This is a genomic window from Micromonospora sp. CA-111912 (assembly GCF_050948415.1).
GTDB lineage: Bacteria > Actinomycetota > Actinomycetes > Mycobacteriales > Micromonosporaceae > Micromonospora.
Map to the genome: position 1 here is coordinate 5,778,564 of NZ_CP192007.1, position 12,534 is coordinate 5,791,097.

Genomic DNA, 12,534 nt, shown 5'->3' on the forward strand with positions numbered 1-12,534 from the left:
AGGAGCGGGCCCGGTGGCCCGCGCCGGGGTCAGGTCTGCCCGACAACGAGAGGCACGGCCTCGCCGCCGTGTTCGACGCGGATCGGCAGGCCCGGGTAGCGGGCGGTGATCGTTGCCCAGTGGCGGGCCGGGTCGTCGATGGCGACGACGACGCAGAGGCCCGGTTCGGTGCTGATCCCGTTCAGGACGATGCCGCGGCGCTGCCAGTAGGGGCGGTCGGCGAAGATGCTGGCCTGCCAGGCGTAGAGCTGCCGCTCGGAGTGGACGGCGTCGACGAACCTGACGGTCACTGTCGGCACGAGGGCGCACATGGCCTGGTCGACGGCGGGACCAGAGGGGATGCGGCGCACCTGGAGCAGGTTCTGTTCGAGGTCGAGTTCGACCCCGGCGTACAGCTGCGGCCAGCGCTGCTCACCGGCTTCCTGCACGGTGGTGGCGGCGTCCATCAGGCTGTCCTGATGCGGCCAGTATGAGCGCCCCGGCGACGGTGCCACCGGCGACGGGACGGCGGTGCCGGCCTGGGCGCAGGAGGACCCGGCCGGTGGGGAAGCGGGCTGGTGCGGTGCGGCGGCGGAGCCTGGCTGGCCGCAGGCGGCGAGCCCGGCCAGGAGCGTGAGCAGGATGGGTACGCGCATGGTCGAACCTCCTCGGCGGCGAGCCGCCAAATTAGGACACTACCGATTTAACGGTCTGGTCAGGGATGAGGAACAAAAATTCCCGACCGGTTCCGCAGATCGACCCGGCCTCAGCCGATCCGGCTGCTGGCGCCGTCCACGCGCCACCCGGGACGTGGGCGAATCGCCGTCGGTGGCACGCCGGTACTAATCTCGGACCGGCGTGAGAGGAGATTGCCGCGATGCCGCACCCGCAGCCGGGAGCAGACCGACCGGCCGACGGAGGCACCCCGGCCAACGACCGGGACCAGGGTCCAGCCGTCGCCGGCGAGTCGACCCCCTCCCCCGAATCACCGCCCGCCGCACCCGGTTCGCGTGGCACCTCCGCGCCGCCCGCCGCCGCGGACGTGCCGGTCGCCGACCCGGAGGGCACGCCCGCCACCCCGGCGGATGACGCCCCCGACCCGGCCGGCTCCGCCGGCACCCCGGGTAGCGACGCTCCCGACGCGACCACCCCGGTCCGTGATCCCCGACCGGCGGCCGAGGCGTCGACTCCGCCGGAACCGACCCGGGTCGACCCCACGGCGTGGCCCGAGCCGGTCACCCCGGCCCCGGCGGCCGACACCGCACCGCAGCCGACCGCCCCGGACCCGACCGGCACGGACCCGACCGGCACGGACCCGACTGCGGCCGAGGCGACTCTCGAACAGAACGGCCCGGACCCCACCCGGGTCGAGGCCACCCCGGGACGAACCGGCCCGGACCCGGCTCGCGGCGGCGGTGGGCCGGTCCCGGTGGTTCCCGCCCCCGACCCGACGAAGGTCGACGCGCGGCCGGACCGGACCACCCTCGACCCCGCCGCTTCCGCGCCGCCGGCGCCCCGGTGGACCGGCTCCGCGCCGGTCCCACCGCCGCCGCAACGCAGGAGGAACTGGGGCGAGTCGGCGGAGCCCACCCCGCCGCCACCCGCCCCGATCGGGCACGGCCCGCTGCCGCCCCCCGAGAGCCAGGTGCCGGTGGACCCGTGGGCCGGCGTGGACACCGGCAGTTGGGACCTGCACTCCGCCGAGTTGCCCCCGCTGCCGCCGACGCTGTCGTACCCGACGCCGCCGGCAGCCCGGCGGCACCCGGGGCCGGGCGCCGGCTCGGCACCCGTCGTCGGGCCCCCGACCCCGCCGCCGCCGGTGGCCCATCCGGCCACCCCACCGCAGGGGGCCCGGCCGGTGTCGCCCGCGGCCCGGCCCGTCAGTTCGCCGCCGCCCACGGCCCGGCCACCGGCGCCGACCCGTCAGATGCCACCGCAGGCCCTGCCTCGTCAGGTGTCACCGCCCGCCCCGCCGCGCCACGTGCCGCCGCCGGCCCTGCCGGTCGCGCCGTCCCGGCCACCGCAGCAGCACCGGCCCGCCCCGCCGCCGGCGGCACCGACGCCGCCGCCCGCGCCGAGGGCCCCCCGCCGGCGCCGTCGGCGCTGGCCGTGGGTGCTGCTGCTCAGCATCGCCTGCTGCTGCGGCTGCCCGGCCTACTGGGTGAAGCCGATGTGGGAGCAGTACCCGGCGAGCGCCGCGCTGCCGCAGCAGATCTCCGACCTGTCGCTGCGCGAGGACGCCCGGAGCCAGGCCACCGCGAAGGAACTGGAGAAGGAGGTGCGCAAGGCGCACCTGCTGACCGAGGGCACCTTCGCCGGCGTGTACGCCTCGTCGGCGGGCAAGCCGGTGGCGGTGTTCGGCGGCACCGGTTTCCGGCTGACCCCGGAGAGCGACGCGGACGACGAGATGACCCGGCTGACGGAGTCGTACCGGCTCGGGGACAAGCAGGTGGTGGAGACCGGCGTCCGGGGCCGGTTCGAGCGCTGCGCCATCGGCGCCCTCGACGGCACCGACGTGGTGGTGTGCACCTCGGTCGACCATGGCAGCCTCACCACCGGCGTGTTCACCCAACTCTCCGTCGACGACAGCGCCCGGCTGCTGGAGACCATGCGCGAGCAGATCGTCACGCCCGACCAGGACCCGGGCACGACGGGCTGAGGCCCGGAGCGACGGGGGTGGGGTCGGCCGAGGCCGGCAGCCAGGGACCGGAGTGGGGAACCGGGGCGGGACGGCGGGCCGGTCAGGCCGGGGTCGGCGGCTCGCCCTCGGCCGCCGGACGCGCGCGGGGCGGGGCGTAACGCGGCACGTACTCCTGGCCGGTGAGCTTCTGGATCTCGCTCATCACCTCGTCGGTCATCTCCCGCAGCGAGGTCCGGTCGTCCGGGCGGCCGGTGAAGTCGAGCGGCTTGCCGAACCGTACGACGATGTCCGCCCGCCCGGGCCGGGGCACCCTGGTGCCGATCGGCTGCGCCTTGTCGGTGCCCGTCATACCGACCGGGATGATCGGGACGCCGGCCGCGACCGCCAGCCGGGCGGCCCCGGTGCGGCCCCGGTAGAGCCGCCCGTCGGGCGAGCGGGTCCCCTCCGGGTACACGGCAACGAAGTCACCGCCTCGCAGCGCCGGGATCGCCGCGTCGAACGCGGACAGCGCGGCCCGGCCGCCGGCCCGCTCGACCGGGATGGCCCCCAGCCCGGTGAGCACGAACTTCGACAACGCGCCCTTCGGGCCGGTCCCCTTGAAGTACTCCGACTTCGCCCAGAACGCCAGGTGCCGGGGCACGACCGTGCCGAGGAACAATTCGTCGGCGACGGAGAGGTGGTTGCCGGCGAAGATGGCGCCACCGGTCGCCGGGATGTGCTCCAAACCCTCCACGGTCGGTCGGAAGGCCAACCGGAGCGCGGGCGCCACGGTGAGCTTGCCGATGGTGTAGAGCAGCGGCACTGGTCCTCCGGCGGTCGTGCTGAACGGGGCGATGTCACGTTAGCCGACGCGGTCACGCCGGGCCGAACGGGTGGCCGGGCCGCCCGCTGCGTGGCGGAGGGCGGCCGGGTGGGGGCTCCTCCCGGAAGGGGCCCGTCGCTGGAGGCGGCCCGGGCTGCCTCCAGCGAGGCCTCGAAGGTCTGCCGGCGACGGCATGACCGGCGTCACACCCGCCGCCGTCACATCGACGCCCCCGCCACCCGTCGTCCTGTTGTACCGACGAGGACGGGAGAACACGATGAGTCGGATCGATCTGGAGGCGGTGGCGCCGGAGGCGTACCGGGCGGTGGCCGGGCTGGAGCGGTACACCCGCGCGAACCTCGACCACACGGTGCTGGAACTGGTGAAGCTGCGCGCGTCGATGCTGAACGGCTGCGCGTTCTGCGTGGACATGCACAGCCGGGACGCCCTCGCGGCGGGCGAGTCCAGCCGGCGGCTGTTCGCCGTGGCGGCCTGGCGGGAGGCGCCCTTCTTCGACGAACGGGAACGGGCCGCGCTCGCGCTCACCGACGCGCTCACCCGCCTCGGGGAGCACGGGGTGCCCGACGAGGTCTGGGACGCCGCCGCGAAGGTCTGGTCGGAGAAGGAGCTGGCGGACCTGACGGTCGCGATTGCCACAATCAACGTGTGGAATCGGATCGTGGCAGCCACCCGGCGCCGGCCGCCGACGGACGGGTGACGACGGCCGGGACGACGCAGGCGGCCGGTGCGCTCGACGTGCACCGGCCGATGCTGCTCGGCCTGGCGTACCGGATGCTCGGCAGCCTGCACGACGCCGAGGACGTGCTCCAGGACGCGTACCTGCGGTGGCTGGGCGTCGACCGGGCAGCGGTGGCCGAGCCGCGTCGCTACCTGTCCCGGGTGGTCACCCGGCTCGCCATCGACCGGCTCCGGGCCCGGCAGGCCACCCGGGAGACGTACGTCGGGCCCTGGCTGCCGGAGCCGGTGCCCACCGCGCCCTCGCCGTTCGGGCCGCCGGAACACGCGGAGCTGCGCGACTCGCTCTCCCTGGCGCTGCTGCACCTACTGGAGCGCCTGACTCCGCCGGAGCGCGCGGTCTACGTGCTGCGCACCGCCTTCGACCTGCCGTACGCGCAGGTCGGCGAGATCCTGGACCGGTCCGCAGCGGACTGCCGGCAGTTGCACCACCGGGCGGCAGCCCGGGTCGCCGACGAACGCCAACGCTTCGCGGCCGACCCGGGCGAGCAGCGGCGGCTGCTGGACGCGTTCCTCGCCGCGGCCCGCGACGGCGACCTGGCCCGGCTGACGGACCTGGTGGCGACCGACGTCACCTTGTGGGCCGACGGGGGCGGCCGGGCCAGGGCGGCCCGTAACCCGGTACGCGGGGCGGACCGGGTGGCCCGTTTCTTCGCCGGGGTCCTCGGGACCCGGCAGCCGACCCCGCGCACGGTCCAGGTGGAGTTCAACGGCCGGCCCGGGTACGTCGTGCACTGGCCCGGCGGCCGGCGGTACGCGCTGACCGTGGCCGCCGCCGGCGGCCGGATCACCGGCCTGTACGTGGTCGCCAACCCGGAGAAGCTCACCCGGCTTTCGGGGTGAGCCGGCGGCCGGGCCGGGGTGCCCGGCGTCGGAAAGCCGTCAGCCCAGCTCGGGGAACCAGAGCGCGATCTCGCGCTTGGCGCTGTCGGTCGAGTCGGAGGCGTGCACCAGGTTCTCCCGGTTGGACAGGGAGTAGTCGCCCCGGATGGTGCCGGCGGCTGCCCGGCGGCCGTCGGTGCTGCCGATCATGCCGCGCACCACCTCGATGACCTGGTCGCCGGAGAGCACCAGGGCCACCAGCGGGCCGCTGGTCATGAACCCCTTCAGCGGCGGGTAGAACGCCTTGTCGACGTGCTCGGCGTAGTGCTGGTCGGCGAAGTCGCCGTCCATCGTCCGGAGAGCCATGGCGTCGATCCGCAGACCCTTGCGCTCGAAGCGGGAGAGGATCTCACCGACCAGGCCACGGCCGACCGCGTCGGGCTTGATCAGAACGAGAGAACGCTCGTCCGGGCTGCTGCTGGACACGCTGGGTTCCTCCTGTGCGCGGAAGACGGCTCGGCTGGGTACGGTCAGCCTAGCGACCCGGTGCCGGCACCGGCGCGGCGGCTGCGCTATTCCCTGGGTCGCCGATCCGGCCTAGCCTGGCCCTTGACCCATGGGAGGTCCACAGTGGCGAATGGCGGGAACCGACCCATCGCGCCGGTACGCAAGCTCATCGCGGCGGTGCTGGGCACCGTGGCGACCTTCGTGGTCCTGTTCGGGCTGGGCATGACCAGCTGGGCGATCGTGGCGCTCGGGGTGGCCCTGCTGGTGCTGGCGATCGCGCTGGCCACCGTGCGCGGCGGCGGCCGCACCTGGGTGGTCGGCGTCGGCCACGTGCACAGCGCCTCCGAGCCGCCCAGCGCGTACGCGTTCGGCCGCTGCGAGTTGCAGCTCGTCATCGACGCGCCCGGCCTGCCGCCCCGGTCGAAGAAGATCATCGAGCCGCGGGTCCCGGTGGCGAAGTGGCCCTCGATCGGGCAGGCCCTGCCGATCCGGGTGGCCCTGGACGACCAGCGGCACGTCCGCGTCCTCTGGGACGAGGTGCCCACCCACGCGGAGACCGCCGCGGCGGCGATGGCTGACCTCCCGCCCGAGTACGCGGGTGCCGACCCCGTCGACGAGGTGCTGATCCAGCAGGAGGCGCCGCCGTGGGCCGACCGCATCCCGGACGACGACTTCCGCGACGACCTGCGCGACCTGCCCGGTTTCCGCGACGACCTGCGTGGCTCGTCCGGTTTCCACGACGACCTGCGCGACCCGCCCGGGCCCGACCCGCTGCGCGACGACGACCTCGGCCCGCTGTCGGAGGGCCGGGAGCCGGTCGTGATGCACCAGCGGCCGGGCGGCCCGGTCGTGCTGGAGGGGACGCTGGTGGACCCGGCCTCTGGCCCGCTGCCCCGGCGGGCCACCCCGGCCCCCCGCCCACCGGCCGAGGAACGCTTCGACCCGACCGTCCCCGTCGAGACCATCGACGCGGGTGCCCCGGCCGACCCCATCGACGTGCCGCTGGACGACCCGGCCCCGGGCACCGGGCCGGCCCCCGACCAGCACGAGCTGGACGAGGCGATCTTCGGTTACGACCCGGAGACCGAGCCCGCCGACGCGGCGGCCCCGATCAGCGGGGTCGGCATCACCCTGCTGGTCACCGGCCTGGACCGGTCGTTGGAGTTCTACCGGGACACCCTCGGCTTCGAGGAGGTCGACCGGGGCGCCGGCAACGCCGTGCTCGCCTCCGGGACGACCCGGCTGGTGCTGCGCGAGGTCACTGGCGCGGCCCCGATGAGCCGCCGCCTGGTCCACGTGAACCTGGAGGTCGACGACATCCAGGGCGCGTACGAGCGGCTGCGCGACTCCGGCGTCCGCTTCACGTACGCCCCGAGGGTGGTGAACCGGGGCACCAAGCTGGAGGTCTGGGCGGCGGCCTTCCGCGACCCGGACGGCCACGGCATCGCCCTCACCCAGTGGCGCACCCGCGCCGACGCCTGAACGTGTGGGGACGGCCCTCCGGCACCGGGCCCGCACCGCGGAGGGCCTTCCCGCGGAGGGCCCCGTCCCGCAGGCGGCGGCTCAGCGGCCGAGGATCACCCGACGCACGTGCAGGGCGTACCCCCAGACCAGGGCGAAGATGATCCCCACCACCAGCAGCGACCAGTGCAGCAGCCCGGCGAGCATCAGCGCCCCCTGGAGCACCGTGCCGGCGTACCAGGCCCACCGCCGGCGCATCATCCCGGCGAGCACCACCGCCGCCACGGCCAACGCCACGATCACCGCGACGGCCGCGCCGCTGAGCTCCCCACCGACCACCCGGATCGGCTGGATCGCGAGCAGCAGCACCAGGGCCTCCAGGCCGAGCGTCCCGGCACCCAGGCCACGCACCGCCCCCTCGGGGTTGCGCAGCCCGGAGCGCCGTTGACCCGACCCGTCGCCGACGCCCTCCGCCGGGCGGTCGGGGTCCGGGGCGGTCATCGCTTGAACAGCCTGCGGGCGTCGGCCACGGTCACCACCGACCCGGTGATCAGCACGCCGACCCCGGACAGCTCGCCGGGGACGTCGGCCTCGGCCTCGGCCACCGCCGCCTCGATCGCCTCGGGCATCTCCTCGGCCACCTCCACCCGGTCCGCCCCGAAGACGTCCCGGGCCAACTCGGCCAGCTCGTCGACCGGCATCGCCCGCGGCGAGCTGTTGCGGGTGACCACCAGCGAGTCGAGCACCGGCTCCAGCAGCTCCAGCAGGCTCACCGCGTCCTTGTCGCCGAGCACGCCGAGCACGCCGACCAGCTTGCTGAACGCGAACTCCTCCTGCAGGGCGGTCACCGTGGCCGCCATCCCGTGCGGGTTGTGCGCCCCGTCGAGCAGGACCGTCGGCGCGCTACGCACCTTCTCCAGCCGGCCGGGCGAGCTGACGTCGGCGAAGCCCTCCCGGACTGCCTCCACGTCGAGCTGCCGATTCGCCCCCGCCCCGAGGAACGCCTCCACGGCGGCGAGCGCCACCGCCGCGTTCTGCGCCTGGTGTGCGCCGTGCAGCGGAACGAACATCTCCTCGTACACCCCGCCGAGGCCCTGGATGCTGAGCACCTGGCCGCCGACCGCCACCGAACGGCGCAGCACGCCGAACTCCGACCCCTCGCGGGCGACCGTCGCGCCGACCTCGGCGCACCGCTCCAGGATCGGCCGGGCGGCCTCCTCCTCCTGAGCCGCGCAGACGACCGTGGCCCCCTTGTGGATGATCCCGGCCTTGTGCAGGGCGATGTCCTGGAGGGTGTCGCCCAGCCACTCGGTGTGGTCCAGCCCGATCGGGGTGAGCACCGCGACGCCGGCCTGGATCACGTTGGTGGAGTCCTCCGCCCCGCCGAGCCCCACCTCGACCACCGCGACGTCGACCGGAGCGTCCGCGAAGGTGGCGAACGCCAGCGCGGTGGTCAGGTCGAAGTAGGTCAACGGCTCGGCGGAGCGCTGGTCGACCAGCTCGGCCAGCGGCACCACCTCGCGGTACGTGGCCACGAAGCGTTCCTCGCTGACCGGCTCCCCGTCCAGGCTGATCCGCTCCCGGACGGTCTCCAGGTGCGGGCTGGTGTACCGGCCGGTGTGCAGCCCGAACGCCCGCAGCAGCGAGTCGATCATCCGGGCGGTCGAGGTCTTGCCGTTGGTCCCGGTCAGGTGGATCGACGGGTACGCCCGCTGCGGGCTGCCGAGCAGGTCGAGCAGCGTCTCGATCCGGTCCAGCTCGAAGTGCATGCGGGTGAACCCGCGCGCGGCCAGCTCGGCGTCGACGGCGGCGAATTCGCCGTCGACGCCGCGAGCGGTGCGGTGGGTGCGATCGTTACGGTCGGTCACGAGGACAGCGCCTCCAGAGCGGCATCGATGCGGATCAGGTCGGCCTCGGCGGTGGCGAGCCGGTCGCGGATCTTGGCGACCACCGGCTCCGGGGCCTTCCCCACGAACGCCGGGTTGTCCAGCTTCGCGCGGGCCTGCGCGACCTCCTTCCCGGCGGCGGCGCGGTCCTTGGTCAGCCGGGCCCGCTCGGCGGCCACGTCGATCGAGCCCCGGGTGTCCAGCGCGACGCTCACCTCGCCGGGCATGGCCAGGGTCGCGCTGGCCTGGAAGTCGTCGCCGGCCGGGTCGAGCCGGACCAGCGAGCGGATCAGCCGCTCGTGGGAGGCGATGCCCGCGCCGGCCAGGCCGTCGAGCCGGGCGACCACCCGCTGGGTGGGCCGCAGGCCCTGGTCCGAGCGGAACCGCCGGATCTCGGTCACCACCCGCTGGACGGTGCCGACCTCGCCCTCCGCGGCGTCATCGATCCCGGTACGGTCGGCTGCCGGCCACGCGGCCGTCACCACCGTCTCCCCGCCGGTCAGCGCGATCCACAGCTCCTCCGTGACGAACGGGATCACCGGGTGCAGCAGCCGCAGGAGCTGGTCCAGCACGTGCCCGAGCACCCGCCGGGTGGCGTCGGCCGCCGCCCCGCCCTCGGCGAGCACCGGCTTGCTCAGCTCCACGTACCAGTCGCAGACGTCGTCCCAGGCGAAGTGGTAGAGCAGGTCACAGACCTTGGCGAACTCGTACGCCTCGAACTGCTCGTCGACCTCGGCGGTGACGTGCGCCAGCCGGGACAGGATCCACCGGTCGACGGTGGAGAGTTGCTCGGCCGGCGGCAGCGGGCCGCCGGTGTGGGCGCCGTTCATCAGCGCGAACCGGGTGGCGTTCCACAGCTTGTTGCAGAAGTTGCGGGAACCCTGGCACCAGTCCTCGCTGACCGGGACGTCCTGGCCGGGGTTGGCGCCCCGGGCGAGGGTGAACCGGGTGGCGTCCGCGCCGAACCGGTCGATCCAGTCCAGCGGGTCGACCACGTTGCCGAACGACTTCGACATCTTCTTGCCGTGCTCGTCGCGCACCATGCCGTGCAGGGCCACCACGTCGAACGGCGGCCGGCCGTCCATGGCGTAGAGGCCGAACATCATCATCCGGGCGACCCAGAAGAACAGGATGTCGTAACCGGTGACCAGGACGCTGGTCGGGTAGAACTTCGCCAGGTCCGGGGTCTGCTCCGGCCAGCCGAGGGTGGAGAACGGCCACAGCCCGCTGGAGAACCAGGTGTCCAGCACGTCCTCGTCCCGGTGCCAGCCATCGCCGGTCGGCGGCTCCTCGTCCGGGCCGACGCAGACGATCTCCCCGTCCGGGCCGTACCAGACCGGGATGCGGTGGCCCCACCAGAGCTGGCGGGAGATGCACCAGTCGTGCATGTTGTCGACCCAGGCGAAGTAGCGCTTGGCCAGCTCGGCCGGCTCGACCTTCACCCGGCCGTCGCGCACCGCGTCCCCGGCCGCCTTGGCCAACGGGGCGGTGTTGACGAACCACTGCAACGACAGCCGCGGCTCGACCGTGGTCTTGCACCGCGAGCAGTGGCCCACCGCGTGCACGTACGGCCGCTTCTCGGCCACGATCAGGCCCTGCTCGCGCAGCGCGGCGACGATCGCCGGCCGGGCCTCGTACCGGTCCAGGCCCTCGAACGGGCCCGGCGCCGTGATGATGCCGCGCTCGTCCATGATCGTCCGGGCGGGCAGGTCGTGCCGCTGGCCGATCTCGAAGTCGTTCGGGTCGTGCGCCGGGGTCACCTTCACCATGCCGGTGCCGAAGCTCGGGTCGACGTGCTCGTCGGCGACGATCGGGATGCGCCGGTCGGTCAGCGGCAGGGCGACCTCGGTGCCGATCAGGTGCCGGTACCGCTCGTCGTCGGGGTGCACCGCCACCGCGGTGTCGCCGAGCATCGTCTCGGCGCGGGTGGTGGCCACCACGACTTCGTCGCCGTACCGGATCGAGATCAGCTCGCCGTCGTCGTCGGTGTGCTCCACCTCGATGTCGGACAGCGCGGTCAGGCAGCGCGGGCACCAGTTGATGATCCGGTTGGCCCGGTAGATCAGCCCGTCGTCGAAGAGCTTCTTGAACATGGTCTGCACGGCCCGGGACAGCCCTGCGTCCATGGTGAAGCGCTCGCGTTCCCAGTCGACCGCGTCGCCGAGGCGGCGCATCTGGCCCAGGATCGCGCCGCCGGACTCGGCCTTCCACTGCCACACCCGCTCGACGAACTTCTCCCGGCCCAGGTCGTGCCGCGACAGGCCCTCGCCGGCGAGCTGCCGCTCGACCAGGTTCTGGGTGGCGATGCCGGCGTGGTCCATGCCCGGCAGCCAGAGCGCCTCGAAGCCCTGCATCCGCTTGCGCCGGGTCAGAGCGTCCATCAGCGTGTGCTCGAACGCGTGGCCCATGTGCAGCGAGCCGGTCACGTTGGGCGGCGGGATGACGATGGCGAAGGGCGGCTTGTCGCTCTGGGCCGACGCCCGGAAGTGCCCGGCGGCTACCCACTGCTCGTACCGTCGCTGCTCAACCTCGCCCGGCTGGTACTGGGCGGGCAGGGTCGGGGCGTCGGGGCGTCGGGCATCCAGTCTGTCGGTCACCCTGAAAGTCTACGGAGCGCTTCCGCGGACCCGACGTGCGCCACCTGCCCTTCGCGTACGGTGTCGGCTATGTCCGACGCACATCTCACCGAGCGTCCGCTCGCCGACGAGCCCGAGCCGATCGACCTCACCGAGGAACCGATCCGGCTCAGCAACCGGGACCCGCAGGACGGGGCCCGACGGCGCGGTCCCCGATCCCGGCGCGGGCGGATCGCCCTCGCCGTGCTCCTGGCGGCCGGCCTCGCCGGCGTCGGGGCGCTGGGCGTCGCCGGCTGGCGGGTGGCGCAGCAGAAGGACGCCCGGCTGGCCGCTCCGGCCACCGCCGCCGGCCTGCAACGCGACGACAGCGAGCGGGCCCGCAGCACCGCCGACTACCTGCGCGACGGGCTGTCCGCCGACATCGACCTGGATCGCAGCCTCGGCGTCGTGTACCGCGATCCGGCGGACGACAAGCGCTCGGTGTTGCTCTTCGGGGGCACCACCCTGCTGTGGCAGCCCGAACGCGACCTGGACACCCTCTTCGGCCTGATGGCCGACGAGACCGGGAAGGTCACCGGGCTGCGCAAGGTGCCGGCCGGCCGGTTCGGCGGGGTGATGAAGTGTGGCACCACCAGCGGCGACGGCGGTGACTTCGCCGTCTGCGGCTGGGCGGACCACGGCAGCGTCGCGCTGGCGATGATGCCGGGGCGCCCATCGGCCGCCGCCGGTGACCTCATGCGGCAGATCCGCGAGGATGTCCAGACCCGTTCCTGAGCCACGGCGCCCCCGAAGACCGCGTTCGGGCGGTCCATGCCCGGAGCGATCACGCCGAAGCGGCCCGATCCGGGTTCGGTAAATGGTCACGGAAACGCGTCAGGGCCACCCCCGAAGGGGTGGCCCTGACCGAAAGATGTCCGGCGGTGTCCTACTCTCCCACACCCTCACGAGTGCAGTACCATCGGCGCTGGAGGGCTTAGCTTCCGGGTTCGGAATGTAACCGGGCGTTTCCCCTCCGCCATGACCGCCGTAACTCTATCGACATATCAAACAACACCACAACAACTGGTCTGTTGTTCATTTGTCGAGAGTTGCACAGTGGACGCG

Annotated in this window: 11 protein-coding genes and 1 rRNA gene; 5 read left to right on the forward strand and 7 right to left on the reverse strand. The window is 73.8% G+C overall.

Going from position 1 to position 12,534, the window contains the following annotated elements; translation table 11 throughout:
- Positions 1-29: 29 nt before the first annotated feature.
- Positions 30-635, reverse strand: coding sequence for a hypothetical protein (locus tag ACQPZO_RS24080; RefSeq protein ID WP_433344160.1), 606 nt, complete (start codon positions 633-635; stop codon positions 30-32).
- A gap of 221 nt (positions 636-856) precedes the next feature.
- On the opposite strand from ACQPZO_RS24080, the gene ACQPZO_RS24085 reads away from it, so the two are divergent.
- Positions 857-2,638: a hypothetical protein gene (locus ACQPZO_RS24085; protein WP_433344162.1), complete on the forward strand. Its 1,782-nt coding sequence runs from the start codon at positions 857-859 to the stop codon at positions 2,636-2,638.
- A gap of 82 nt (positions 2,639-2,720) precedes the next feature.
- Here ACQPZO_RS24085 and ACQPZO_RS24090 read toward each other — a convergent pair whose 3' ends face one another.
- Positions 2,721-3,422 (reverse strand): lysophospholipid acyltransferase family protein, encoded by a 702-nt coding sequence (locus ACQPZO_RS24090; RefSeq protein WP_433344163.1) that lies wholly within the window; start codon positions 3,420-3,422, stop codon positions 2,721-2,723.
- 277 nt (positions 3,423-3,699) lie between these two features.
- On the opposite strand from ACQPZO_RS24090, the gene ACQPZO_RS24095 reads away from it, so the two are divergent.
- Both ACQPZO_RS24095 and sigJ read left to right on the forward strand, forming a co-directional pair.
- Entirely contained in the window at positions 3,700-4,140 is a 441-nt protein-coding gene (locus tag ACQPZO_RS24095) for a carboxymuconolactone decarboxylase family protein (RefSeq protein ID WP_433344165.1), read from the forward strand.
- Positions 4,089-5,021, forward strand: coding sequence for an RNA polymerase sigma factor SigJ (sigJ, locus tag ACQPZO_RS24100; protein ID WP_433344167.1), 933 nt, complete (start codon positions 4,089-4,091; stop codon positions 5,019-5,021). The genes ACQPZO_RS24095 and sigJ overlap by 52 nt, the downstream gene beginning before the upstream one ends.
- Positions 5,022-5,060: 39 nt before the next feature.
- On the opposite strand, the gene ndk is transcribed toward sigJ, so the two are convergent.
- Complete coding sequence (gene ndk, locus ACQPZO_RS24105) at positions 5,061-5,486, reverse strand: nucleoside-diphosphate kinase (protein WP_433344168.1); 426 nt, start codon at positions 5,484-5,486, stop codon at positions 5,061-5,063.
- Positions 5,487-5,630: 144 nt separating this feature from the next.
- On the opposite strand from ndk, the gene ACQPZO_RS24110 reads away from it, so the two are divergent.
- On the forward strand, positions 5,631-6,989 hold the full coding sequence (locus tag ACQPZO_RS24110) for a VOC family protein (protein WP_433344170.1): 1,359 nt from the start codon (positions 5,631-5,633) through the stop codon (positions 6,987-6,989).
- A gap of 81 nt (positions 6,990-7,070) precedes the next feature.
- Here the strand turns inward: ACQPZO_RS24110 and ACQPZO_RS24115 are convergent, their stop codons facing one another.
- The 3 genes from ACQPZO_RS24115 to ACQPZO_RS24125 all read right to left on the reverse strand — a co-directional run bounded on the left by ACQPZO_RS24115 (position 7,071) and on the right by ACQPZO_RS24125 (position 11,451).
- On the reverse strand, positions 7,071-7,469 hold the full coding sequence (locus tag ACQPZO_RS24115) for a DUF4233 domain-containing protein (protein WP_396675030.1): 399 nt from the start codon (positions 7,467-7,469) through the stop codon (positions 7,071-7,073).
- Positions 7,466-8,737: a bifunctional folylpolyglutamate synthase/dihydrofolate synthase gene (locus tag ACQPZO_RS24120; RefSeq protein WP_433351210.1), complete on the reverse strand. Its 1,272-nt coding sequence runs from the start codon at positions 8,735-8,737 to the stop codon at positions 7,466-7,468. The genes ACQPZO_RS24115 and ACQPZO_RS24120 overlap by 4 nt, the downstream gene beginning before the upstream one ends.
- A gap of 95 nt (positions 8,738-8,832) precedes the next feature.
- Positions 8,833-11,451, reverse strand: a complete 2,619-nt coding sequence (locus tag ACQPZO_RS24125; RefSeq protein WP_433344173.1) for a valine--tRNA ligase — start codon at positions 11,449-11,451, stop codon at positions 8,833-8,835.
- Between the two features lie 69 nt (positions 11,452-11,520).
- Here ACQPZO_RS24125 and ACQPZO_RS24130 point away from each other — a divergent pair, with 69 nt between their 5' ends.
- The gene (locus ACQPZO_RS24130) at positions 11,521-12,204 is read left to right on the forward strand and encodes a hypothetical protein (RefSeq protein WP_433344174.1); all 684 of its coding nucleotides are present in this window, start codon (positions 11,521-11,523) and stop codon (positions 12,202-12,204) included.
- Positions 12,205-12,342: 138 nt separating this feature from the next.
- Here ACQPZO_RS24130 and rrf read toward each other — a convergent pair.
- Positions 12,343-12,459: ribosomal RNA gene (gene rrf / locus ACQPZO_RS24135) — 5S ribosomal RNA — on the reverse strand.
- Between the last annotated feature and the right edge of the window lie 75 nt (positions 12,460-12,534).